Source organism: Marinibacterium profundimaris, assembly GCF_002210095.1.
Taxonomy (GTDB): Bacteria; Pseudomonadota; Alphaproteobacteria; order Rhodobacterales; family Rhodobacteraceae; genus Marinibacterium; species Marinibacterium profundimaris.
Window position 1 is genome coordinate 130,106 of the sequence record NZ_AQQR01000002.1, and the last position, 22,425, is coordinate 152,530.

Consider the following 22,425-nt stretch of genomic DNA (forward strand, 5'->3'; position numbering starts at 1 on the left):
ACCGCGCGGCCCCCGTTCCTGCGCCCGAGCCTCGACATTTCCCCGCCGCTCTGGTCAGAACCTCCCGACCGCGCGACGCGGCGCTCACCTGATATGACCGCCCCAACCTCCGGAGGCCCCATGTTCGTTGCCACCCTGATGACCGCCCCCGGCGCCGCCCCACTCGATCCCGCGCTGGTCGCCTCGCTGCGCAATGCCTGGGGCGGAGCCGAGGCGCGCTGGCTCTCGCCAGACCGGGCGGCCGAGTTCGACCTCGGCGTGCTGCCGGCCAACCTGTGGGATGTCTGGTCCGACCTGCAGGGGTTGTCGGTCGACCTTGTCGTGCAGGCGGCCGAGGGACGGCGCAAGAAGATGCTGCTGGCCGACATGGACAGCACGATGATCCGGCAGGAGTGCATCGACGAGCTGGCCGACGAGGCCGGTGTCGGCGACCGCGTGAAAGAGATCACCGCCCGCGCGATGAACGGCGAGCTGGATTTCGAAGGGGCGCTGACCGAACGGGTCGGCCTGCTGAAGGGGCTCGACGAAGCGGTGATCGGACAGGTCCTGAAAGAGCGGATCCAGCTGATGCCCGGCGGACCGGCCCTGCTGGCCACGATGAAGGCGCAGGGCGCCTATGCGGCGCTGGTCTCGGGCGGGTTCACGGCCTTCACGCAAGCCGTGGCCGCCCGGCTGGGCTTTGACGAGAACCGCGCCAATACCCTGCTGACCGAGGGTGGCAGGCTGACCGGAGAGGTCGCGCGCCCGATCCTTGGCCGCGATGCCAAGGTGCGGGCGCTCGAGGAGATCTCGGCGCGGCTGGGGATCTCGGAGGGTGACGTGATCGCCGTGGGCGACGGGGCGAACGACCTCGGGATGCTGGGCCGGGCGGGCACCGGCGTGGCGCTGCATGCGAAACCGGCGGTGGCGGCGGAATGCACCGTCCGCGTGAACCACGGCGACCTGACCGCGCTGCTCTACCTGCAGGGCTATTCCGACGAGGAGATCGTGGCGGGCTGAGCGACCACCCGGCTTATCCGCCCGCCGCCCCGGCCGCGCCTGCCGGACGCGGGGAGGGCGGGCGGGAGCGTCCGGCAGGTGCGGCCGGGGCCTTGCTCAGCCCGGAAAGCCGGAGGCGGGACGCATGAAGCCGGTTTCGATCCCGCGCCGGTTGGTGATCCTGGGGCTGCGGTACTTCACCGCCACCGGATGCTCGGCCGGCAGCACGCCCAGATGCACCAGCACCGCCGCCATGGCGCATTCCGAGGCCCGTGTCGCGCCATCGGCCACCTTCAGCGCGACGCCCAGCCCCTTGCCCGGCAGGATCGCCACGAAAACCCCCTCGGCCCCCGTCTTGATCGCCGCCTGACCCTGCACGGCGCGCATCAGTTCGGTACAGGCCCGGCCCTCGCCCGCGACCATCTCGGGGTGCGTCATCATCGCCTGCGTCAGCCGCGCCGCGGCCGAGCTTTGCAGGTCGCCCCGGTGTCCCGCCGTGGCGAACCAGGCCATGGCCCGCGCCAACTCGCTGACCGTGCACGCGAAATTCGGGGCCGAGCAGCCGTCCACGGCCCAGGTCTGCCCGTCGGCGCCGGTCAGCTCGGCAAAGGCCTCCTGAACGGCGGCCTGCACGGGATGGCCGATCTCGACATAGTCGGGCCCGGCGCCCAGGTGCTTTGCCAGGGTCAGAAAGCCGGTGTGCTTGCCCGAGCAATTGTTGTGGATCTGCCCCGGCTGCGTGTCCGAACAGAGCAGCCGGCGATGCACCGCTTCGTCTCTCGGCACCTGCGGGCCGCAGCGGAAATCGTCCTCCTCCAGCCCCAGGGCCGCCAGCCAGTCGGCCACCAGGTCGATATGGATATCGGCGCCGTTGTGGCTGGCGCAGGCCAGCGCCAGGTGGCGCGCGGTCAGGCCCGACGCATCCGCCGCGCCCGAGGTCAGCAGGGGCAGTGCCTGGACCATCTTGCAGGACGAGCGCGGCAGGATCATCGCCTCGGGATCGCCCCAGGCCGCGCGAATCCCCCGGTCGTCGGCAATCACCACATGTCCCCTGTGCAGGCTCTCCAGAAGCGGTCCACGCCAGATCTCGGCCAGGGGCAGCGGTTCGATCATGAATTCCTCCTCACGATGCCGGCATAATTCAGCCGATCACTCTTTCGCGCGGGCGCACATTTGCCATATCATGTGTATGTCGAAAAGCAGTGGGGTGCGCCAGACGAGACGGCAGCGAATGTCGCCGCGGGGACCCCGTACATTGAGGTCATGACACAGCTGGAGGCTGGTTTGATGAAATTCACTGCCTTGCCCGCGGCAGCCGGGCTTGCATGCGCCCTGCTTGCCACGAGCGGCACCGCGCAGGACATCTCCACCAACCGGGTCGCCGCCAAGACGGACTGGTCCGTCTTCGTCGAGGACGACCCGAACGAGTGCTGGAGCGTCTCCGCGCCCAAGGAAACGGTCAATACCCGGGACGGTCGCGTCGTCGCCGTGCGCCGGAGCGATATTCTCCTGTTCGTGTTCTACCGCCCGGGTGACAACGTGACGGGCCAGGTCACCTTCACCGGCGGCTATCCCTTCGCCGAAGGCTCGACGGTCACCCTGACGATCGGGGACGACCAGTTCGAACTCTTTACCGAGGGCGAATGGGCCTGGCCGGCCAGCGAGGCCGAGGATTCGCGGATCATCACCGCGATGAAACGCGGCGTCGAGGCCGAGCTGTCGGCGCGGTCGTCGCGCGGAACCCGCACGCAGGACACGTTCTCGTTGCTGGGCTTCACCGCGGCGGTGGAAGACGCGCAGAAACGCTGCGGCGGCTGATCTCCGGGGCCTCGTTCCGCGACACGGGATCTGGCGCTATGGCCGCATCCCCCTTGCGGAGCGAAGCCCGAAGACCATGGTCCTCAATGCCCCCTGCCAGCCCCGACCGCCGGCCCCGCGGCGATGTGCTGACACCGGGTGTCGTCGGCCATAAGCCTCGCGCGAAATTGGCGACGACCGGCTGGAGCAGGCGCTGAACCGGGCCGCGCGGGTCTGACCCCGCCGGCCTCAGGCGCGCCGCGCCGCTCCGGCTCAATCGTTCAGTTTCCGCGCCAGGAACCGCCCGCCCGTCAGCTCCCCTGTGCTGTAGCACCCCACGAAGAACGCATATGCCGCGTCCCAGCTGCGGAAGTGGCTCTCACCGAAGGCCTCGATCGTCTGCGCCTTCAGCCCGCGGTACATGGCCAGCCGGTCCGCGAGTATCGCCTCCCAAACCCGGCCCAGGTCCTCGAAGCAATCCTGCTGCAGCCCGGCCTCGGCCATCAGCGCCTCGTAACCCGCGCGGCTGCCCAGAGCGTGAAAGGTCATCTCGCGCTCCAGCCGGGCGTGGGTGGCCGGTTTCGTCGCCTCCGTCGCCAGGATGTCGGTGAAGGCCAGCCGCCCGCCCCGGCGCAGCACCCGCGCGCATTCGAAGATCAGCCGCCGCTTGTCGCCGATGTGGCAGAACGCCTCCTGCCCGATCACCACGTCGAAGCTTGCCGCCTCGAACGGCAGGTCCAGCGCGTTGCCCCGGACAAAGCCGACGCGGTCGTCCAGTCCGGTCATCCGCGTCAGCGCCCGGGCGCCTTCGACGCGGCTATCGGTCAGGTCCAGCCCGGTCACGCAGCACCCGTGGTGCCGCGCCAGGTAGCGCGCCGGCCCGCCCAGGCCGCAGCACAGGTCCAGCACCTTGCTGCCCCTGCCGATCCCGGCCAGGTCGGCCAGCACGTCATTGGCCTGGATGCCTCCGAAATGATCCTGGTCATGCTCCTGCAGGGTCTCGGGATCCAGAAGCGTGCCCGGCTCGCCGAACGCGATCCCCTTCTGTTTCAGCTTGCCCAGGATCTGGCGCAGGCTGATCGGATGGCTGTGATAGAACAGCTCGACATCGTCGATCGTGTCCACGTCGCTCATCGGCCTCCCCTCCGATCCGCTTCGGTCGGACGACCATAGCACGTTCCCACCCCGGCGGGGCGCCGATACACGCGGATTTTCATCACTTTCCGCCCGGGCAGGCGCCGGGAACGTGCCGTTCCGCGACATTTCCCTTTGGATCCGGCCCATCCTTCCTATATGAAGCCGCATCCCACCCATGAGACCCGAGTCACCCATGCAAGCCAATGCGCCGATCACGCAGGACGTTCACACGATCCCACGGAAAGCTCCCGACGGGCCGCAGAACCTTGTCGGGCTGACCCGCGCCGAGATGCGCGATGCCTTCATCGCCGCCGGCACGCCGGAGAAACAGGCGAAGATGCGGGTGAACCAGGTCTGGCAATGGATCTACCAGTGGGGTGTGCGCGACTTCGCCGAGATGACGAACCTCGCCAAGCCCTATCGCGCCATGCTGGCCGAGACCTTCACCATCTCGATCCCCGAGCTGGTGTCGAAACAGGTCTCGACCGACGGCACGCGCAAGTACCTGGTGCGCATCGCCGGCGGCCACGAGGTCGAGGTGGTCTATATCCCCGAAGAGGATCGCGGCACGCTCTGCATCTCCTCTCAGGTGGGGTGCACGCTGACCTGTTCCTTCTGCCACACCGGCACCCAGCGGCTGGTGCGCAACCTGACCGCGTCGGAAATCGTCGGTCAGATCATGATGGCGCGCGACGACCTTGGCGAATGGCCCGAACGCGGCGCGCCCAAGGACGAGACGCGGCTGCTGTCCAACATCGTGCTGATGGGCATGGGCGAGCCGCTTTACAATTTCGACAACGTCCGCGACGCGATGAAGATTGCCATGGATCCCGAGGGGATCTCGCTCTCGCGCCGCCGGATCACGCTGTCGACCTCGGGCGTCGTGCCCGAAATCGCGCGCACGGCGCAGGAAATCGGCTGCCAGCTGGCGATCTCGTTCCACGCCACCACGGACGAGACGCGCAACATCCTTGTGCCGATCAACAAGCGCTGGAACATCGACGAGCTCTGCCGCGCGCTGGCCAGCTATCCCAAGGTGTCGAATTCCGAGCGGATCACGTTTGAATACGTCATGCTCGACGGCATCAACGACACCGATGACGACGCCCGCCGCCTGATCAAGCTGATCAAGGACCACGGCATCCCGGCCAAGATCAACCTGATCCCGTTCAACGAATGGCCCGGCGCGCCCTACAAGCGGTCGTCGAACAACCGCATCCGTGCCTTCGCCGACATCATCTACAAGGCCGGCTACGCCTCGCCGATCCGCACCCCGCGGGGCGAGGACATCATGGCCGCCTGCGGGCAGCTGAAATCGGCCACGGAGCGTGCCCGCAAGTCGCGCAAGCAGATCGAGGCCGAGCTGCGCGAGGGCTGAGGGCCCCGTTCCGAAGGCGGCGGCGCCCCCCTTCCATCGCGGTGTCCCGAAGCGGGCTGCTGCCTATTGCAGCGCCCGGGACCATGCCTGTTGACAGGTCCCTGCCCTCTGTCGCAGACCCTTTGTGGCAAGGCGACCAGCCATGTGTCCGAGATTGTCCAAGACGCGACAAAGTAACAGTAATCCGGCTGCCGCCCGGCCCGCCGGGACCGGATCGACCGGTCTGCGACCGGGGCCAGGGGCATCCCGCCCTCCGGGCGACCCCACCGCAAGGAGACGTTCCGATGCAAGGCAACCCGAACGGCAAGACCCCCGCCTTTGCCGAAGACATCCGCCTGGTCATCTGGGACCTCGACGAAACCTTCTGGGACGGCACGCTGGAAGAGGGCGAGATTACCATTCCGCCCGCCCATGCCGAGATCGTCAAAACGCTCGCACAACGCGGCATCGTCAGTTCCATCTGTTCCAAGAACCTGATGGACCCGGTGCGCGCGCGTCTGGAGGCCGAGGAGCTGTGGGACTGGTTCGTCTTTCCCGCCGTCGCCTATGTGAACAAATCCGGCATGGTGCAGGCCACGCTTGACGCCATGGGCCTGCGCGCGCCGACGGTGCTGTTCATCGACGACAACAGTTTCAACCGGGGCGAGGTCGCCGAACTGGTCGACGGGATCAACGTCGCCGACGAGACCGTCATCGCCTCCCTGCTCGACCACCCGCAGCTTCAGGGCAAGCCCGACCCGGAGCTCTCGCGCCTTGACCGGTACCGCGTGCTGCAGACCAAGCACGAGGCCATTACCACCGCCGAGGCGCCGGAGGAGTTTCTGCGCAGCTGCGATATCCGCGTGTCCTTCCATTATGACGTGGCCGAGCAGTTCGAGCGCATCCACGACATGGTCAACCGCACCAACCAGCTGAACTTCACCAAGCTGCGCTGGGATCCCGACCTGGAAACCGCCCGCCGGGACTATATGTCGGATGTCGGCAGCGGCCAGACCAACCCCACCGCCTATATCAAGGTGCGCGACAAGTTCGGCTATTACGGCATCTGCGGCTTCTTCGAGAACCGCAGCGCGCGGGGCGGGCAGAACGCGCTGAAGCACTTCCTGTTCTCCTGCCGGTCGATGAACATGGGGGTCGAGCAATTCGTCTACCAGCGGCTGGACTATCCGCCGCTGACCGTGGCCGACCCGGTGGTGACGACCCTTCGAAACGAAGAGGTGGTCGACTGGATCACCGTGGTCGAGGATGCCGAGGTCGACGCCGCCCTGCCCGGCAAGGCGCCCGAACTGTCGATCTGCCTGCACGGGCCTTGCGTCCTGGGCCAGACCTCGCATTACCTGCGCACCGATTTCCGGGTCGAGGAGGAATTCCAGTATCCCAACCAGGGCTGGGCGATCCTGCCGGTGGTGCGCAACATGGCCCTGGCGGACGAAATGGCCGAACAGGGCATTCACTCCAAGCGCCAGCTGGACCTGACCGAGGATTTCGCCGGCATCGACCTGGATGCGATCGGCTCCGGCTTCTTCCGCGAGGATGGCGAGGACGTGCTGGTCTGGAGCTTCTCGCTTGAGCTGGGGATCGGCCTCTATCGCAACAAGAAGACCGGTCTGGTCTTTCCCCTGTCGGTCGCCGGCTTTCACCAGGAGGACCTGACGACGTTTCCCTACGAGACGATCGCCGAGAAACGATCGGTCAAGCGCGCGCATTACGCACAGGTGGCCAAGGCCTTCGAGCGCGTCGAGGCCGATCCGGAGGAACGGCTGCTGGAGGATCTGCGCAAACTGGCCGCGAAGATCGAGGCGACGGGCAAGCCGGTGATCGTCGTTGATGTCTTCGACAACCACAATCTGATTGACCGAAAAGCCTATCAGAGCAAGGTCGCCTTCAACGAGATGGTGCATTCGGTGCTGGACGACTGCCCGCTGGTGCATTTCGTCCGCTTCTCCGACTGCGTCACCAGCCCCGACCAGGAGGTGTCGCTCAACCATTTCCGGCGCGACTGCTACGTGACCCTGGCCGAGCTGATCCGCACCAAGGTGGCCGAGATCGACCCGACGCCCAGTGGCCGCCCGGCCCGGCGCGCGCCCCCGCGCGCGAAACCGCCTGCGGATGCGGCTCCGGGCCTGATGGCCAGGATCCGGCGCAAGGGCCGCGCGATGCTGGATCGCCGCCGCTCCGGCACGGCCTGAGCCCCGGCGACCAGAGGGTCAGGCGGGGGTCAGCCCCGATCCTTGTCCGCGCGGCCGGGGATCTCCGTCCGTTTCGGCAGCGGTTTCCAGGCCTCGATGATCTCGACCGCCTCGGCGGCGGAGTCGACGAAGCGGAAGAGCTTCAGATCCTCGTCGGAAATCGTGCCGCTCTCGGCCAGCGCCTGCCAGTTCACGACCTCCTCCCAGAAGGATTTGCCAAAAAGCAGGAACGGCACCTGCTCCATCCGCCCGGTCTGGATCAGGGTCAGCGCCTCGAACATCTCGTCCATCGTGCCGAAACCGCCCGGGAAGATGCAGATCGCCCGCGCGCGCATCAGGAAATGCATCTTGCGGATGGCGAAATAGTGGAAGTTGAAGCTGAGCTCGGGCGTGACGTATTCGTTGGGCGCCTGTTCATGCGGCAGCACGATCGACAGGCCGATGCTCATGCCGCCGGCCTCCTGCGCGCCGCGGTTTCCGGCCTCCATCACGCCGGGGCCGCCGCCGGTGCAGATGATGTTCTCATGGCCGCCGTCGGCGAGCGATTTCTCGGTCATGACGCGGGCGAAGGTCCGGGCTTCCTCGTAGAAGCTGGACAATTCGGCCAGGCGCGGGGTGCGCGCCTTGTCCTTCTCCTCGGGCGAGGGGATGCGCGCGCCGCCGAAGAGTACGATGGTCGACTCGATCTGCTTTTCTTCCAGCATCATCTGGACCTTCAGCAGCTCCAGCTGAAGCCGCACGGGGCGCAGTTCATCCCGGCAAAGGAATTCGTCATCGGCAAAGGCCAGCCGGTAGGCCGGGGATTCCGTCTGCGGCGTGCGCGGCACATCCGATGCGGTCGAGATGTCCTCGCGGGCATCGCGCAGGCTGGATTGGCGGTCGTCTTTCATTGGTCGTGTCCCTTCTTGCGGGTCTGTCCCAGAGGTATAGCGTTCCGTGGGCAAGCGCCAGCGCATGGACGGGTACAGGGTTGCCGACGTAGGACTTCGGCGCCGGAGGCGTGGGAAAGCGCCGGGATCTGTGGCGGGGCGGCGGGCCGGGCACCGGAAATCGCGCGTGCCGCGCGATGCCTCCGGCGGGAGGTATTTGGGCAAAGATGAAGGGCCGGGGTTGTGATATCGGCCTGAACGGGGCGCTTTCGGCTTCTGTACACGGGTGTCATGGCCCCGCGCCGGATCACGCGGCGCGGCGGTGGAGCGGGTGGGAGCCTCCGGCGGGAGGTATTTTGGCCAAGAAGAACCAGGGGTCTGTCGGTCAGCGGCCCAGGTGGGCGGGAACCTCGTTCATGTGGCGGATGACATGGGCGCCGAGGGCGGTGAGCGCGGGGGCCTCGCCGGCGGGAACAAGGGCAAGGCAGCGCATGCCGGCGCGCGAGGCGGCGAGAACACCGTTGTGGCTGTCTTCGATCACCAGGCAGTGTTCCGGGGCGACGCCGAAGGGCACGGCGGCCTGAAGGAAAAGGCCCGGATCGGGTTTGGCCACCCCGTGGGTATAGGCCGAGACCATGTGCCGTTCGAACCGGTCCCAGAGGCCGGTCTGACCCAGCGTGATGCGCATCTTTTCCACTGGCCCGTTGGAGGCGACGCAATAGGGGATGTCGCGCGCCTCGAGCGTGTCGAGGAGGTCATGGACGCCGGGCATCGGCTCCACCCCCTGGGCGAGGCGGTCGAAGATCTCCCTGTAGATAAGCGGGATCCAGTCGTCGGGCAGGGTGGCCCCCATGTCGAGCGCGGTGCGGTAGACGCCGGTCATTGTGCCGCCGACGAACATCTTTTCCGAGTCTTCTATCGTCACGGTCAGGCCGTGGCGGCCAAGGTTGGCGACCAGCACCTCGTTGGCGACGCGTTCGCTGTTCACCAGAACGCCGTCGCAGTCGAAGATCACAAGGCCGGTCATGATATGTCCTTTCGGCGCAGGAGTGTCACATGGGTGTCGCCGTAGCGGCGGTGGTCATCAAGGTCGAACCCGTCGGGTGCGGCCATGGGCTGCGCCTCTTCCCAGACGATCAGCGCGCCGGGGTCGATGCGCCCGGCCGCAGCCGCGGCCAGAAGCGCCTTTGCCCCAAGGTCCCGGCCATAGGGCGGATCGAGGAAGACGAGGTCGCAGGCCGGTCCGGGACCCAGTTTCAGGACATCGCGGGCGATCACCTCGACCTCGTCGCCACAACCCAGAAGTGAGACATTGTCCTTGATCAGGGACAGGGCCTTGCGCCCGCTGTCGACGAAGGTGACGTGCTCCGCACCGCGCGACAGCGCCTCGAGCCCCAGCGCGCCGGTGCCGGCGAAAAGGTCCAGCACCCGCGCGCCGTCGATCGCGTCCAGGTGGGTCAGCATGGAAAACAGGCTTTCGCGCACGCGGTCTGCGGTGGGGCGCAGGTGAGCGCCCGCATCGCCCTTGCCCAGCGCCGCCAGGCGCCGCCCGCGAAACCGGCCCGAGACGATCCTCATGCGGGCCTCATGCGCGCAGCAGCGGTTTCAGGTCGGCCGAGGCATCGGCGACCACCGCCGGGTCGGCGGATTTACCGGCGTCGATCAGCCGCTTGCCGACCATGTAGGCGCGCGGGTCGTTCATCGCATCCACCGCGATCAGCTGGCCATCGTGGTAGTACCAGAAGGACACCACCTTGTCGTCGGTCCGGCGTTCGACCACCTGGTCGTAGCCCCGGTTCAGGCCGGCGATCTGCAGTTTCACGTCGTATTGATCCGACCAGAACCAGGGCGTGGCGACATAATCGATGCCTGCGCCCAGCATGTTCTGCGCCACCACCTCGGCCTGGTCGATGGCGTTGGGGACGCTTTCCAGGCGCAGGCGCTCGCCGTGGTAGGGGAAGGAGCAGCAATCGCCAGCAGCCCAGATCGACGGGTCAGAGGTGCGGCCATGGGCGTCGGTGCGGATCCCGTTGTCGATGTCCAGCCCCGCGGCCTCGGCCAGGGCGGTGGCGGGGGCGATGCCGACGCCGACCACGACCATGTCGGCCTTGAGCTGCGTCCCGTCGGAGAGTTCGGCGCCGGTGACATGGCCGCCTTCGTCGCCCAGAAGGCGTTGCAACCCGATGCCTTCGCAGATGTCGACGCCGTGGTCGCCGTGCAGCTTGCGGAAATAGGCGCTGGTTTCGGGGGCGGCGACGCGTTGCAGGATGCGGTCGGCCATTTCGACCAGCGTGACCTGCATGCCCTTCTTGGCGGCCACCGCCGCGGCCTCGAGCCCGATATAGCCGCCGCCGACGATCAGCGCGCGGGCGCCGGGGCGGATCTCGTGCGCCATGGCATCGACATCGGCCAGCGTGCGCACCCCGTAGACGCCCTTCAGCGCGCCGCCGATCTCGTCCGGCAGGCGGCGGGGCACCGATCCTGTGGTCAGCGCGAGCTGGTCGTAGGACAGCACCTCGCCATCCGCCAGCGTCACGGTTTTTGCCGCCGGGTCGATCCCGGTGACCGTGGCATTCATGCGCAGGGCGATGTCCTGGTCGGCGTAGTAGCTTTCGGGGCGGAGATAGAGGCGTTCCAGCTCCATCTCGCCCAGAAGATAGGCTTTGGACAGCGGCGGGCGCTGATAGGGCGGTACGGGTTCGGCGCCGATCAGGGTGACGGGGCCTTTGAACCCCTCCTTGCGAAGCTTTGCCACAAGGGACGATCCGGCCTGGCCCGCGCCGATCACCACAATACCGCTCATGCCCGAGCCTCCTGATTTTGCCATGGTCTCGTTGCGTGCAAAGCCTATAGTCCCCCTGAACGGAAACGCAATTCATCAAAAGGAGCTGATCCATGGCCATAGCACCGGGCGATACCCTTCCCGAGGTCACCTTGACGCGTATGGGCGCCGAGGGCCCCGAACCCGTGGAGCTGAAAAGCCTGACGGCCGGCCGCAAGGTGGTGATCTTTGCCGTGCCCGGGGCCTACACCCCGACCTGCAGCATGGCCCACGTGCCAAGCTTCATCCGCACCAAGGACCAGTTCGACGCCAAGGGCGTGGACGAGATCATCTGCATCTCGGTGAACGATCCCTTCGTGATGGGCGCATGGGGCGAGGCCACCGGCGCGACCGAGGCCGGCATCACCATGCTGGGCGACGCGGAAAGCAAGTTCACCACCGCCATCGGCATGAACTTCGACGCGCCGCCCGCCGGGCTGATCGCGCGGTCGAAGCGTTACGCGATGATGGCCGAGGACGGCGTCGTGAAGGTCCTGCAGCAGGAAGACAGCCCCGGCACCTGCGAGGTTTCGGGCGGCGAGGCGATGCTGGACGCGATCTGAGCCTGCAGGGTGGGGCGCGACCGCAGTGTCGCCGCCCCGCCCACGCGAACGTGATGGGCACGTGACTTCCCGAGCGTCGCGGCCCTCGGGTAACCTTTTGTCAGGTAACGATCAATTTCCCCCGATCCCTGATAACGAGGAACCGCCCCATGTCGCCCCTGTTCTCGTCAATGCCCCTGTCCCGCATGCGTTTTCGCGGGGCGCTGATCCTGGGATTGTCCGGCTTTACCCTGGCCGCCTGCGAGGTTCAGCAGAACGCGACAACCGTCGGGCCGGGCGGCGTGACGGAAATCCAGGTCACCTCGGGTCTCAACTGCTACGACAACAAGTGCTTCAAGTACGATCCGTCCAACGGCACGATCTCGGTCACCGGGCGGCGCGACGTGGCACCGCCGCCGGGTGTGTCGCTGGCCAGCGGGTCGATCACCCCGTCAGAGTTCAGCGCGACCTTCCAGAAGGGCATGATGGCCCAGACCCTGGGCCAGCGGAACGACTAGGGCGCAAGGCCGGGCGGTCGCACCGGGTCCCTCGTCGGCCCCGGGCGGGGCCGCCTCGGGATCTGCCGGCGGGACCGGGCGTTTCAGAGCGCCAGCTTTTCCATTTTCAGCGCGAGTTTCACGTCGCGTTCGCTGAGCCCGCCGATGTCATGGCTGGTCAGCACCACCTTGACCGTCTTGTAGACGTTTTCCCATTCGGGATGGTGGTTCATCTTCTCGGCCCAGATCGCCACCCTGGCCATCCAGCCGAAGGCCTCGACGAAATTGGCGAACTCGAAGGTGCGCGCGATGGCATCGCGGCCCTCGACCTCTTCCCAGCCGGTTTCCTTCAGCGTCGCAAGGGCCTCGGCCCGTTCGGTTTCGTTCAGCTTGTCGCTCATTCCTGTTCCTCCACCTGGGCTTTGCGGAACGGCCCGTAATCGGTGAGAATCTCGATCTCTTCCTCGATGGCCGTCCTCTCGGCATCAAGGTAGCGCGCGATCGCCTTTGCGAAACCCGGGTCGCCCACCCAATGCAGCGAATGGGTCTGGGTCGGCAGGTAGCCGCGCGCCAGCTTGTGTTCGCCCTGGGCGCCGGCCTCGACCCGTTTCATGCCCTGTGCGATGGCGAAGTCGATGGCCCGATAGTAGCAAAGTTCGAAATGCAGGCAGGGGTGATGTTCGACGCAGCCCCAGTAGCGGCCGTAGAGCGTCTCGCGCCCGATGAAGTTCAGCGCGCCCGCCACGTAATGGCCGTCGCGCTCGGCCAGGGCCAGCAGGATGTCGTCGCGCAGCCGCTCCTGCGCGAGGTCAAAGAAGGCCCGCGTGAGGTACGGGCTGCCCCATTTCCGCGCGCCGGTGTCCTGGTAGAACCTCCAGAAGGCATCCCAGTGTTCGGGCCGGATGTCATCGCCGGTCAGCATGACGATGCGGCCGCCGAAATCACTGGCCTGGCGGCGCTCCTTGCGGATGTTCTTGCGCTTGCGCGACGACAGCGACGCGAGGAAGCCGTCGAAATCCGCGTAATCGTGGTTGAGCCAGTGGAACTGCTGCGTCATGCGCGGCATCAGCCCCATCTCTTCGCCCATGTCGGCCTCGGCCTCGGTGCAGAAGGTCACGTGGACCGATGACACGCCGTTGTCCGAGGCCAGCTGCACCGCCCCCTGCACCAGTGCCGACTGGCCGATCCCGTCATAGCCCTCGCGCACGAGGAAGCGCCGCCCGGTCGCCGGCGTGAAGGGCACCGCGATCTGCAGCTTGGGGTAATAGCGCCCGCCGGCGCCTTCGTAGGCATGGGCCCAGTTGTGGTCGAAGATGTATTCGCCCTGGCTGTGGCTTTTGACATACATCGGTGCCACCGCGATCATCACGCCGTCGAGGAAGGCGGTCAGGTATTGCGGCTGCCAGCCGGTCCCCCGCCCGACCGAGCCGCTGTCCTCCAGCGCGCTCAGGAAGCGGTGGGTGGTGAATGGGTCCATCGGGCGACCGCCATCCGCGGCCTCGGGGCAGGCGCAGGCGTCCCATTCCCCGGGGTCGACATCGGCCAGCGTCGCGCGCACCTGGACTTCGATCTGTGCCTGATCCATGGGGCCTCCGTTCTCGGTCAGAATGTGGCCCGCCCGGGCGGCGCTTCAAGCGGGCAAAGCCGCCGCGTAGCCTTCGAACGTGATATTGTGAGCGCGCCTGCGTGCCTCTGCCTCTTCCCCGGGCGTGCGGATCGTCCAGCAGAGCACGCCGAGCCCGCTCTTGTGCAACTCGCGCACGCGCGGGCGGTCAAGGTCCGCGGCATGGTGGCTGATGAAGCTGGCGCCGACGCGGTCCACGTCGGGGATCTGGCGCAGGCGCGCGCAGGTCTCGGGATCCAGTGGCCAGTCCCCGGGGTCGAAGGCGCAGGTGGTCAGCCCGCGCGGCACGGAAGGCGCGAGGCGCGCCATCTCGGCCACAGAATCCGGGTTGAAGGACATCACCGCCACCGGACCGGCGTATCCCAGAAGGGCCCGCGCCGTGGCGGCCTCCAACGGGCTGACGCCGGCGCCCTGGCTCTGGTCCTTGATCTCGATCAGCAGCGGCACGCGCCCGGCGACCTGGCTTAGAACCTGCGCCAGCGTGGGGATGCAATCGCCCTCGCCACCGCCGGTCAACCGCGTCTTCCCGGCCTCCGCGGCACTCAGCCCGCTGACCGGCCCCGTGGCGCCGGTCAGCCGATCAAGCTCGTAATCGTGGAAGACCAGCGCCTCGCCATCAGCGGAGAGCTGCAGGTCGATCTCGATCCCGTAGCCCGCCGCGATGGCGGCCGCGATCGCCGAGGGCCCGTTTTCCGGGCGCCCGGCGGCGCGGTCATGGTAGGCGCGGTGCGCGACGGGCAGGCGCAGAAACGCCTCGGGAAGCTCGGCCGTCATCGAATTTCGAAGATGCCTTCGATCTCGACCGCGACGCCCAGCGGCAGCGAGGCGGCGGAGACAGCCGACCGCGCGTGGCGCCCGGCATCGCCAAGCGCCTCGACCAGGAAGTCGGAGGCGCCGTTGATCACCTTGGGCTGGTCGGTGAAATCGCCGGTCGAATTGACGAAACCGGTCAGCTTCACGACCCGGACCAGCCGGTCGATATCGCCGTCACAGGCGGCCTTCAGCTGCGCCAGCAGGGCGATGGCGCAGGTTTTCGCCGCGGCCGCGCCGGCCTCGACGTCCATGCCGTCGCCCAGCTTGCCCTTGATCGGACCGTTCGCATCCATCGAGATCTGGCCCGAGACATAGACCATGTTGCCGCTTTTCACGAAGGGCACGTAGTTGGCGGCCGGTGCCGGGGCGTCGGGCAGGGTCACGCCCAGATCTGCAAGCTTTTTCTCGATGCTCATGGGTCTGTTCCTTCTTACACAGGGTCCGAACTGGACCCTATAGGCGCCGCGCGCCGGGTGAAACCGGATTGCGCCGTCCGTCCCCGTATAGATGTATTGTAACATGACGACGATGCCTGCGCGGCCTCTGGTGTCTGCCGGGCGATCAAGGCAGCGCGACCCGGAAAGTGGCAAGGCCGGGCGCATCACTTGTCCCGCTTGACACCCGGAACGCAACACGCCTGCCACAATGGGCAGGCGTGTCCGGTCTGATCCCAGGATGACAGGGTCTTACGAGGGCGACATGCCCCGCAGCCTTTCCGACCGGCGCCGCAGCAGCTCCACCACCGTCAGCAGGCAGATCGAGATCCCCACGAGGATTGTCGCCACAGCCAGGATCGTCGGAGAGATCTGCTCGCGCAGGCCGGTGAACATCTGCCAGGGCAATGTCTTCTGCCCGGCCGAGCCGACGAACAGCACCACGACCACCTCGTCGAAGGAGGTGATGAAGGCGAACAGCCCGCCCGAGATCACGCCCGGCAGGATCAGCGGCATCTGCACGCGGAAGAAGGTCGTGACCGGATCCGCGCCCATGTTCGCCGCCGCCCGCGTCAGCGAATTGTCGAAGCCCACCAGCGTTGCGGTCACCGTGATGATGACGAAGGGAATGCCCAAAGCGGCATGGGCCAGCACCACGCCCAGATAGGTGCCCTGCAGGCCGATCCGCGAATAGAAGAAATACATCCCCGCGGCCGAGATGATCAGCGGCACGATCATCGGCGAGATCAGGATCGCCATGATCGCCTGCCGCCCCGGCACGTGAGGCTGGGACAGGCCGATGGCGGCGAGCGTGCCGAAGCTGACGGCCAGCAGCGTCGCCATCGGCGCAATCAGGACCGAGTTGCGCAGCGCCTGTTGCCAGTCGTCGTTGGTGAAGAAGTCGCGGTAATGCTTCAGCGAATAGCCGGCCGGATCGAAGCGCAGCATTTCGGGCGTGAAGGTGAAAAAGTCCTCGGCGTTGAACGACAGCGGCATGACCACGAGGATCGGCGTGATCAGGAAGATCAGGATCGCCCAGCAGATCACGCGGAAGGTGTAATACCACAGCACCTGGTTCGGCGTCAGGTAGGGCGCCAGCGGTCCGCGATACCGGCCCTCGAACAGCCAGAAGGTCAGCCAGCCGAAGAACCAGCCGAAGATCGCCCCGATCACGGCGCCGGGGATGGCGCCGAAGAGGTAGCCGGCGACGGCAAAGACCGCCACGAGCGCCCAGCGGGCCGGTTTCTCGATCCCGTCGCGGGGCTGGGTCAGGACCCAGGCGATGGCCGCGCCCAGGATCGCGCCGACCACGATCCCGATCAGGCCCGACCCCTGCGCAGTGCCCACGAAGAGACCCGCGAGGGCACCGAACGCGGCGACGACGGGGACATAGAACTTCACCTCTGTGCGGTGAATCGGTGTCATCATGGCCATGTCTTCAGCCCCCCAGCTTCACGTTGTCGATGCCCACGATCCGGTCGTAGACCCAGTAGAGCAACAGAACCACCAGCAGCAGGATCGTCCCCAGCGCGGCCGCGAGGCCCCAGTTCAGCGAGGACGAGATGTGATAGGCGATCCGGTTCGAGATGAAGGTACCCGTTGTCCCGCCGACCAGTTCGGGCGTGATGTAGTAGCCGATGGCCAGGATGAACACGAGGATCGAGCCCGCCCCGATGCCCGGCACCGATTGCGGGAAGTAGACCCGCCAGAAGGCTGTCCAGTTGTTCGCCCCCAGCGACTTTGCCGCGCGCAGGTAACTTGGCGGGATCGTCTGCATCACCGAATATAGTGGCAGGATCATGAATGGCAGCAGGATATGCGTCATCGCGACGATGGTACCGAACTGGTTGTTGATCATCACCAATCGGGCGTCGTCCGCCACGATCCCCAGCCAGACCAGCACGTCGTTGATCACACCCTGCTGTTGCAGCATCACCTTCCAGGCCGAGGTTCGCACAAGCAGCGATGTCCAGAACGGCAGCAGCACCAGGATCATCAGCAGGTTCGCGCGCCGCGCCGGCAGGTTGGCCAGCAGCCAGGCCACCGGGTAGCCCAGCGCGATGCAGCTGAAGGTGATCACCAGCGACATCACCAGCGTGCGGCGGAACAGCATCATGTAGATCTGCTGGTTCTCCGGCCGCGCCTCGGGCCCGTCGGGGCCCAGCTGCATGTCGACGGCGTTCAGGAAATAGCCCGAGGTATAGCGCGAGGAATAGACCTTGATCGCGGCCCAGTTCTCGACCGACATCCAGTCCTGGTCGATGGCGGCGAAGGCGGCCTTGAAATCGACCGGCGGCATCGTGTCCAGCTGCGCGACCACGGCCTGCAGCTGATCGGCGCCGGTGCCGGTGTAGGACCCGATCGCATCGGCCGTGCCGGGCTGCGACAGGTCATAGGCGAAGGCGGCATAGACCGCTTCCCAGGGATCCTCCTCGGCGACGACATCCTCGTCCTCGATCGCGGTGAAAACGGCGAAGGCCGCGTATTCCCGCGCGGTCCTCGGCAGCAGGGCCGAAATCGCCTCGCCCGGGGCAAAGCCGATGTCGCCGCGCATGGAATCGCCGGTCAGCGTCGCCATCCGGTCGCGCGCGTCGTCGAGCACGGCCTCGTCGGCCGGCTCGCCGGACATCATGTCGTACCAGAACGATCCTTCGCCCCAGATCTCGTCGACATCGTCTTCCAGCCAGTCCTGCCAGACCTCGCCCACGTCATCCAGGCTGCGCCCCGACGTCCGGAACAGCGACGAGATGCCGACCTGTTCATAGTTCAGCCGGGTGCCGAGCTTGGTGTGCTCCTTGGCCTCGGCGGCGAGGAAGAGATCGAAGTAGAGCGCGCGAAAGACATCCTCGCCCGGCTCTTCGGTGCCCGAGGCATCCCAGCTGTCCAGCGCGGCGACCGTCTCGGGCAGCGTGTCCGACACCATCTGGTTCTCGACCGAGCGGAACAGCATGTCGAAAATCGGGGCGAGGAAGGTCAGCAGGACAAAGATCAGCAAGGGTGCGATCAGGGCCAGCGCCCGCATCTTCTGGTTTCTCAAGGACCTGGCCAGGCTCTTCTTCAGAGGCGTGCCGTCCGCGGCCACCATGGGGCCAGTCTGTTCCTGCGTCGCGTCTGTCATGCGCGTCCCTGTCCTGTTGTGCGGTCCGGGTGCGCATCCCGTTTTCCCGGAAGGAAACGAAGCGGAAAGATCTCTTGATCCCGCGCCCGCGAACCGCTTGGGTCTCAGCCGTCTTCGTCGTGGCCTTCGACCAGAATGATCGTGCTTTCGGCCGTGCGCCTGCGGATTTCGGCAACGGCCTGGTAGTCCGGGTCGTAATAGGCCGCCTTCGCGGCCTCGTAGCTGGGAAATTCGAACACGACGTGGCGGGTCTGTGCCGCGCCTTCCGGCGTTTCCGATTGTCCGCCTCGCACCAGGAACTTCGCGCCGAACGCCTTCAGCAGCGGCGTGTCCTTCTCGACGTATTCCTTGTAGGCCTCCGGATCTTTCACCGTGATGTGCCCGATGATGTAGCCCTTCGGCATGGTCGCTTCCCCGCCAGGAAAACGGGGCGGAGGATGATCCCCCGCCCCGGTCGTCAGATTACTGCGCCAGCCACGCCTGGAACTTCGCGTCGATGTCGTCGCGATAGTCGGCCCAGAACTCGTAGTTGTAGAGCAGCGTGTTCTTGGAGTTCTCCGGATCGGTCGGCATGTGCGGTGCCATGGCGATGCCCAGTTCGGCATGCTCACCCACCAGCGGTGCCGAGGAGGCACGGGCCGGCCCGTAGGAGATGTACTTGGCCTGGTCGGCCAGACGCTGGGTGTCGGTGGCGAACTTCACGAAGTCCTTCACGCGCGCCAGGGCGGCGTCATCGAGACCTTCGGGAATGATCCAGCCATCCAGGTCGAAGACCTGCATGTCCCACAGCATCGCGACCGGCTGGTCCTGCTCCTCGATGACCGAGAAGAGGCGGCCGTTGTAGGTGGAGCCCATCACGACTTCGCCGTCGGCCAGAAGCTGCGGCGTGTCGGCGCCGGCCGACCACCAGACGACATCGTCCTTGATGGTGGCAAGCTTGTCGAGAGCCTGCTGCTGGCCTTCCGGGGTGGCCAAGACATCATAGATTTCGTCCTTGGCAACGCCGTCGCAATACAGCGCCCATTCCATGTTGTTGATCGGACGCTTTTCCAGAGCCCGCTTGCCCGGATAGGTGTCCATGTCGAAGATGGCGCAGACCTCGGTCGGAGGCGTGTCGCCGACCATGTCGGTACGGTAGCCGAAGGTGGTCGAGTAGACGATCTGCGGGATGAAGCAATCCGACACGATCAGGTCGCCGAAATCGTCTTCGGCCGAGGTGCCGTCATCGCCTTCGGCCAGCAGGTCATCGGCATCGTATTCCATCGCCAGGCCTTCGTCGCACAGACGGATCGCATCCGCGGCCACGACGTCGACCAGGTCCCAGGTGATGTTGCCGGCTTCGTTCATCGCGCGCAGCTTGGCGACGGCTTCGGCCGAGCTTTCGTCCCAGGTGATCTCCACGTCGGGGTGCATTTCCTGGTAGGGATCCGCATAGGCGAGCTTCTGGCTCTCCTGGTAGGCACCGCCCCAGGACACCAGCGTCATCGAATCCGCCATGTCCTGTGCCATGGCCATCGGAGCTGCGATCGCAGTCGACGCCACGAGTGCCGTGAGTGACTTGAGTTTCATATATGTCTCTCCTTGTTTGATAGCGTTCTTCTTGCCCCTCCCGGTCTTGAGCGCCGGGTTAGCAGCCATGCGCCGCGCCGGTCAGGCGTCGAGCGCGTGGCAATCCTCGGGAAGCCAGCCGATTTCGATCTGGGTTCCCGGCTGGAGACGCACCTGGTCCGGCGCGTTCCGCGTCTTGATGATGAATTCGTCGTTGCCGGCCACCTTCAGGCGGGTGCGGAAGATGTCACCCATGTAGATGAATTCCAGCACTTCGGCCTTCAGCGTATGGACGCCTTCCTGCAGGCGGTCCTTGTTGTATTCGACCCGCTCGGGACGGATCGACACACGCGTGCGTTCACCCGGCTTGGAGACGTTGACCGGCTTGGCGTCGATCACCTCGCCGCCGTCCAGCTGCACCGTGGCACGGTTGCCGTTGATCTCCTGGACCACGCCTTCCAGCGTATTGTTCTCACCGATGAACTGCGCGACAAAGCTGTTTTCCGGCTCTTCGTACAGCTTGTCCGGCGGCGCCAGCTGCTGGATCCTGCCGTCGTTGAACACGGCGACCCGGTCCGACATTGTCAGCGCCTCGGTCTGGTCGTGGGTCACGTAGACCACGGTGATGCCCAGGTCGTCGGCGATGCGCTTGATTTCGAACTGCATGTGTTCGCGCAGCTGCTTGTCGAGCGCGCCCAGCGGTTCGTCCATCAGAACCAGCTCGGCCTCGAACACCAGCGCGCGCGCCAGGGCGATCCGCTGCTGCTGGCCGCCCGACAATTGCGCCGGACGCCGGCCGCCGAAAGCGCCCATCTGCACCATGTCCAGCGCGCGCTTCACCTTCTGCTCGCGCTCCGACTTGCCCATCTTCCGAACCTCGAGCGGAAAGCTGAGGTTCTCGGCGACGGTCATGTGCGGGAAAAGCGCGTAGTTCTGGAAGACCATCCCGATGCCGCGCTTGTGGGGCGGGATGTTGTTGATCGAAACTCCACCCAGGCGAATGTCGCCGTAGGTTGCCGTCTCGAACCCCGCCAGCATCATCAGGCAGGTGGTCTTCCCGGAACCGGACGGACCAAGCATGGTAAGAAATTCGCCCCTGGGCAGGGTGAGGTTCAGATCCTTGACGACGAGCGTTTCGCCATCATAGCTCTTCTGCACGCGATCGAATTCGACAAACGCGTTATCGACGTTCTTGTCTGCCAAGGGCAGCTCCCCGTGTTGTGACCGGCCGTCTTCTGCGGCTCATTTGATAGAAACCAACCACATCGGGCCTCAGGGCGCAACTGGAACGCCCTTGAAAAAGGCAGATGTTCAGATTTCGCCCTTAAAAGGTCGAAAATCACGGCCCTGTCGCCGCTTTGGGCAGCGCCTTTGCCGCGCTCCCGGGGTTACACAGGCCTCATCCGGGTCCGAAAAGGCCCGGTGCCGGGTTCGTTCCGGCCGCAATGCAGTAAAAAGGACCCAGGAATGCCAAGTCAGGACCTCCCCTTCGACCGCAGCGAATATGCCGCCCGGCTTGCCAAGACACGCACCGCGATGGCCGAGGCGGGCGTGGGCGTGCTGATCGTCACCGACCCGTCGAACATGGCCTGGCTGACCGGCTATGACGGCTGGTCTTTCTACGTGCACCAGGCCGTGGTCGTGTTCCCCGAGGGCGACCCGATGTGGTGGGGCCGCCGCCAGGATGCCGCCGGCGCCGTGCGCACCGTCTGGATGGACGACGAAAACGTCACCTCCTATGCCGAGGACTACGTCCAGACCACGGCCCGCCACCCGATGGAGGATCTGGCCCACCGGATCATCGACCACAACCACGGCACCGCGTGGATCGGGGTCGAGATGGACAATTATTACTTTTCCGCCAAGGCCTTCACCGTCCTGACGGAAAACCTGCCCGACGCCTCGCTGGTCGATGCGACCGCGCTGGTGAACTGGCAGCGCGCGGTGAAATCCCCGGCCGAGATCGCCTTTATCCGCCAGGCCGCGCGCATCTCCGAGGCGCTGATCGACGGGCTGGCCGAGCGCGTCGAACCGGGCGTGCCGAAGAACGAGGTGGTCGCCGAAACCTTCCGCGACGCGATCCGCGGCGTCGACGGTGCCTGGGGCGATTACCCGGCGATCGTGCCGCTGCTGCCCTCGGGGCCCGCCGCCGCCGCGCCGCACCTGACCTGGGACGGCGAACCCTTCCGCACCGGCGAGGGCACCACCTTCGAGATCGCCGGCTGCTACCGCCGCTACCACGCGCCGTTCTGCCGGACCATGTACCTGGGCGATCCCCCGGACGAGATGCTGCGCGCCGCCGATGCCCTGGCCCACGGGCTCGAGGCCGGGCTGGAGGCCGCCCGCGCCGGCAACCGCTGCCGCGACATCGCCGACGCCATGAACGGAGAGCTGGCCAAGGTCGGCATCATCCGCGCCGCCCGCTGCGGCTATCCGATCGGCCTCAGCTACCCGCCCGACTGGGGCGAACGCACCATGTCGCTGCGGTCCGAGGACGAATCAGAGCTGAAGGCCGGGATGACCTTCCACTTCATGCCCGGCCTCTGGATGGAAAGCTGGGGGCTCTCGATCACCGAAAGCATCCTGATCACCGAGGACGGCCCCGCCGAAACCTTCTGCTCGCGCCCGCGCGAGCTGTTCATCAAGCGCTGACAGCGGTACCGCCGGGCCTGCATGGCCC

22 protein-coding genes are annotated in these 22,425 nt (G+C 66.3%); 7 read left to right on the forward strand and 15 right to left on the reverse strand.

The features are described 5' to 3' along the window. Window positions 1–120 precede the first annotated feature (120 nt). On the forward strand, window positions 121–999 hold the full coding sequence (gene serB, locus ATO3_RS05520; RefSeq protein WP_088648829.1) for a phosphoserine phosphatase SerB: 879 nt from the start codon (window positions 121–123) through the stop codon (window positions 997–999). A gap of 96 nt (window positions 1,000–1,095) precedes the next feature. Here the strand turns inward: serB and ATO3_RS05525 are convergent, their stop codons facing one another. Then, window positions 1,096–2,091: an asparaginase gene (locus tag ATO3_RS05525; RefSeq protein WP_088648830.1), complete on the reverse strand. Its 996-nt coding sequence runs from the start codon at window positions 2,089–2,091 to the stop codon at window positions 1,096–1,098. 174 nt (window positions 2,092–2,265) lie between these two features. Between ATO3_RS05525 and ATO3_RS05530 the strand changes: the two genes are divergently transcribed. Then, window positions 2,266–2,796 (forward strand): invasion associated locus B family protein, encoded by a 531-nt coding sequence (locus tag ATO3_RS05530; RefSeq protein WP_088648831.1) that lies wholly within the window; start codon window positions 2,266–2,268, stop codon window positions 2,794–2,796. A 252-nt stretch (window positions 2,797–3,048) separates the two neighbouring features. Here ATO3_RS05530 and ATO3_RS05535 read toward each other — a convergent pair whose 3' ends face one another. After that, complete coding sequence (locus tag ATO3_RS05535) at window positions 3,049–3,909, reverse strand: class I SAM-dependent methyltransferase (protein ID WP_158217910.1); 861 nt, start codon at window positions 3,907–3,909, stop codon at window positions 3,049–3,051. A gap of 196 nt (window positions 3,910–4,105) precedes the next feature. Between ATO3_RS05535 and rlmN the strand changes: the two genes are divergently transcribed. Next, window positions 4,106–5,290, forward strand: a complete 1,185-nt coding sequence (rlmN, locus tag ATO3_RS05540; RefSeq protein ID WP_088648833.1) for a 23S rRNA (adenine(2503)-C(2))-methyltransferase RlmN — start codon at window positions 4,106–4,108, stop codon at window positions 5,288–5,290. Between the two features lie 284 nt (window positions 5,291–5,574). Continuing rightward, a complete protein-coding gene (locus ATO3_RS05545) occupies window positions 5,575–7,479 on the forward strand; it encodes a hypothetical protein (protein WP_088648834.1) in 1,905 nt (634 codons plus the stop codon). Between the two features lie 29 nt (window positions 7,480–7,508). On the opposite strand, the gene ATO3_RS05550 is transcribed toward ATO3_RS05545, so the two are convergent. The 4 genes from ATO3_RS05550 to ATO3_RS05565 form a co-directional block, all read right to left on the reverse strand. Further along, window positions 7,509–8,369: an LOG family protein gene (locus ATO3_RS05550; RefSeq protein ID WP_088648835.1), complete on the reverse strand. Its 861-nt coding sequence runs from the start codon at window positions 8,367–8,369 to the stop codon at window positions 7,509–7,511. Between the two features lie 364 nt (window positions 8,370–8,733). After that, window positions 8,734–9,375: an HAD family hydrolase gene (locus tag ATO3_RS05555; RefSeq protein WP_088648836.1), complete on the reverse strand. Its 642-nt coding sequence runs from the start codon at window positions 9,373–9,375 to the stop codon at window positions 8,734–8,736. Beyond that, window positions 9,372–9,926: a 16S rRNA (guanine(966)-N(2))-methyltransferase RsmD gene (rsmD, locus tag ATO3_RS05560; RefSeq protein WP_088648837.1), complete on the reverse strand. Its 555-nt coding sequence runs from the start codon at window positions 9,924–9,926 to the stop codon at window positions 9,372–9,374. The genes ATO3_RS05555 and rsmD overlap by 4 nt, the downstream gene beginning before the upstream one ends. A 7-nt stretch (window positions 9,927–9,933) precedes the next feature. Beyond that, window positions 9,934–11,151: an NAD(P)/FAD-dependent oxidoreductase gene (locus tag ATO3_RS05565; RefSeq protein ID WP_088648838.1), complete on the reverse strand. Its 1,218-nt coding sequence runs from the start codon at window positions 11,149–11,151 to the stop codon at window positions 9,934–9,936. Between the two features lie 92 nt (window positions 11,152–11,243). On the opposite strand from ATO3_RS05565, the gene ATO3_RS05570 reads away from it, so the two are divergent. Together ATO3_RS05570 and ATO3_RS05575 are read left to right on the forward strand one after the other, a co-directional pair. Then, window positions 11,244–11,732 carry a peroxiredoxin gene (locus tag ATO3_RS05570; protein WP_088648839.1) on the forward strand — a complete coding sequence of 163 codons (489 nt, stop codon included), beginning with the start codon at window positions 11,244–11,246 and terminating at the stop codon, window positions 11,730–11,732. A 149-nt stretch (window positions 11,733–11,881) separates the two neighbouring features. Beyond that, window positions 11,882–12,229, forward strand: coding sequence for a hypothetical protein (locus ATO3_RS05575; protein WP_143747230.1), 348 nt, complete (start codon window positions 11,882–11,884; stop codon window positions 12,227–12,229). 83 nt (window positions 12,230–12,312) lie between these two features. Here the strand turns inward: ATO3_RS05575 and ATO3_RS05580 are convergent, their stop codons facing one another. The 9 genes from ATO3_RS05580 to ATO3_RS05620 form a co-directional block, all read right to left on the reverse strand. Continuing rightward, window positions 12,313–12,609, reverse strand: coding sequence for a 4a-hydroxytetrahydrobiopterin dehydratase (locus tag ATO3_RS05580; protein ID WP_088648841.1), 297 nt, complete (start codon window positions 12,607–12,609; stop codon window positions 12,313–12,315). After that, window positions 12,606–13,793: a GNAT family N-acetyltransferase gene (locus ATO3_RS05585; protein ID WP_088648842.1), complete on the reverse strand. Its 1,188-nt coding sequence runs from the start codon at window positions 13,791–13,793 to the stop codon at window positions 12,606–12,608. Before ATO3_RS05585 ends, ATO3_RS05580 begins: the two co-directional genes overlap by 4 nt. A 45-nt stretch (window positions 13,794–13,838) precedes the next feature. Continuing rightward, window positions 13,839–14,606, reverse strand: a complete 768-nt coding sequence (locus tag ATO3_RS05590; RefSeq protein ID WP_088648843.1) for a glycerophosphodiester phosphodiesterase family protein — start codon at window positions 14,604–14,606, stop codon at window positions 13,839–13,841. Continuing rightward, window positions 14,603–15,061 (reverse strand): RidA family protein, encoded by a 459-nt coding sequence (locus tag ATO3_RS05595; protein ID WP_088648844.1) that lies wholly within the window; start codon window positions 15,059–15,061, stop codon window positions 14,603–14,605. The genes ATO3_RS05590 and ATO3_RS05595 overlap by 4 nt, the downstream gene beginning before the upstream one ends. A 270-nt stretch (window positions 15,062–15,331) precedes the next feature. Next, a complete protein-coding gene (locus tag ATO3_RS05600; RefSeq protein ID WP_088648845.1) occupies window positions 15,332–16,513 on the reverse strand; it encodes an ABC transporter permease in 1,182 nt (393 codons plus the stop codon). Between the two features lie 4 nt (window positions 16,514–16,517). Next, window positions 16,518–18,197: an ABC transporter permease gene (locus ATO3_RS05605; protein ID WP_088648846.1), complete on the reverse strand. Its 1,680-nt coding sequence runs from the start codon at window positions 18,195–18,197 to the stop codon at window positions 16,518–16,520. Window positions 18,198–18,301: 104 nt separating this feature from the next. Then, entirely contained in the window at window positions 18,302–18,601 is a 300-nt protein-coding gene (locus tag ATO3_RS05610) for a DUF1330 domain-containing protein (protein WP_088648847.1), read from the reverse strand. A 58-nt stretch (window positions 18,602–18,659) separates the two neighbouring features. Further along, entirely contained in the window at window positions 18,660–19,766 is a 1,107-nt protein-coding gene (locus ATO3_RS05615; protein ID WP_088648848.1) for an extracellular solute-binding protein, read from the reverse strand. An 81-nt stretch (window positions 19,767–19,847) separates the two neighbouring features. Next, window positions 19,848–20,948, reverse strand: a complete 1,101-nt coding sequence (locus ATO3_RS05620) for an ABC transporter ATP-binding protein (RefSeq protein ID WP_088648849.1) — start codon at window positions 20,946–20,948, stop codon at window positions 19,848–19,850. Window positions 20,949–21,212: 264 nt separating this feature from the next. Here ATO3_RS05620 and ATO3_RS05625 point away from each other — a divergent pair, with 264 nt between their 5' ends. Then, entirely contained in the window at window positions 21,213–22,397 is a 1,185-nt protein-coding gene (locus tag ATO3_RS05625) for a M24 family metallopeptidase (RefSeq protein WP_088648850.1), read from the forward strand. Window positions 22,398–22,425: the final 28 nt, after the last annotated feature.

Bases quoted from the DNA above. Each gene is read 5' to 3' on its own strand.
- serB (WP_088648829.1), top strand. From the start codon at position 121: ATGTTCGTTGCCACCCTGATGACCGCCCCCGGCGCCGCCCCACTCGAT.
- ATO3_RS05525 (WP_088648830.1), bottom strand. From the start codon at position 2,091: ATGATCGAACCGCTGCCCCTGGCCGAGATCTGGCGTGGACCGCTTCTG.
- ATO3_RS05530 (WP_088648831.1), top strand. From the start codon at position 2,266: ATGAAATTCACTGCCTTGCCCGCGGCAGCCGGGCTTGCATGCGCCCTG.
- ATO3_RS05535 (WP_158217910.1), bottom strand. From the start codon at position 3,909: ATGAGCGACGTGGACACGATCGACGATGTCGAGCTGTTCTATCACAGC.
- rlmN (WP_088648833.1), top strand. From the start codon at position 4,106: ATGCAAGCCAATGCGCCGATCACGCAGGACGTTCACACGATCCCACGG.
- ATO3_RS05545 (WP_088648834.1), top strand. From the start codon at position 5,575: ATGCAAGGCAACCCGAACGGCAAGACCCCCGCCTTTGCCGAAGACATC.
- ATO3_RS05550 (WP_088648835.1), bottom strand. From the start codon at position 8,369: ATGAAAGACGACCGCCAATCCAGCCTGCGCGATGCCCGCGAGGACATC.
- ATO3_RS05555 (WP_088648836.1), bottom strand. From the start codon at position 9,375: ATGACCGGCCTTGTGATCTTCGACTGCGACGGCGTTCTGGTGAACAGC.
- rsmD (WP_088648837.1), bottom strand. From the start codon at position 9,926: ATGAGGATCGTCTCGGGCCGGTTTCGCGGGCGGCGCCTGGCGGCGCTG.
- ATO3_RS05565 (WP_088648838.1), bottom strand. From the start codon at position 11,151: ATGAGCGGTATTGTGGTGATCGGCGCGGGCCAGGCCGGATCGTCCCTT.
- ATO3_RS05570 (WP_088648839.1), top strand. From the start codon at position 11,244: ATGGCCATAGCACCGGGCGATACCCTTCCCGAGGTCACCTTGACGCGT.
- ATO3_RS05575 (WP_143747230.1), top strand. From the start codon at position 11,882: ATGTCGCCCCTGTTCTCGTCAATGCCCCTGTCCCGCATGCGTTTTCGC.
- ATO3_RS05580 (WP_088648841.1), bottom strand. From the start codon at position 12,609: ATGAGCGACAAGCTGAACGAAACCGAACGGGCCGAGGCCCTTGCGACG.
- ATO3_RS05585 (WP_088648842.1), bottom strand. From the start codon at position 13,793: ATGGATCAGGCACAGATCGAAGTCCAGGTGCGCGCGACGCTGGCCGAT.
- ATO3_RS05590 (WP_088648843.1), bottom strand. From the start codon at position 14,606: ATGACGGCCGAGCTTCCCGAGGCGTTTCTGCGCCTGCCCGTCGCGCAC.
- ATO3_RS05595 (WP_088648844.1), bottom strand. From the start codon at position 15,061: ATGAGCATCGAGAAAAAGCTTGCAGATCTGGGCGTGACCCTGCCCGAC.
- ATO3_RS05600 (WP_088648845.1), bottom strand. From the start codon at position 16,513: ATGGCCATGATGACACCGATTCACCGCACAGAGGTGAAGTTCTATGTC.
- ATO3_RS05605 (WP_088648846.1), bottom strand. From the start codon at position 18,197: ATGACAGACGCGACGCAGGAACAGACTGGCCCCATGGTGGCCGCGGAC.
- ATO3_RS05610 (WP_088648847.1), bottom strand. From the start codon at position 18,601: ATGCCGAAGGGCTACATCATCGGGCACATCACGGTGAAAGATCCGGAG.
- ATO3_RS05615 (WP_088648848.1), bottom strand. From the start codon at position 19,766: ATGAAACTCAAGTCACTCACGGCACTCGTGGCGTCGACTGCGATCGCA.
- ATO3_RS05625 (WP_088648850.1), top strand. From the start codon at position 21,213: ATGCCAAGTCAGGACCTCCCCTTCGACCGCAGCGAATATGCCGCCCGG.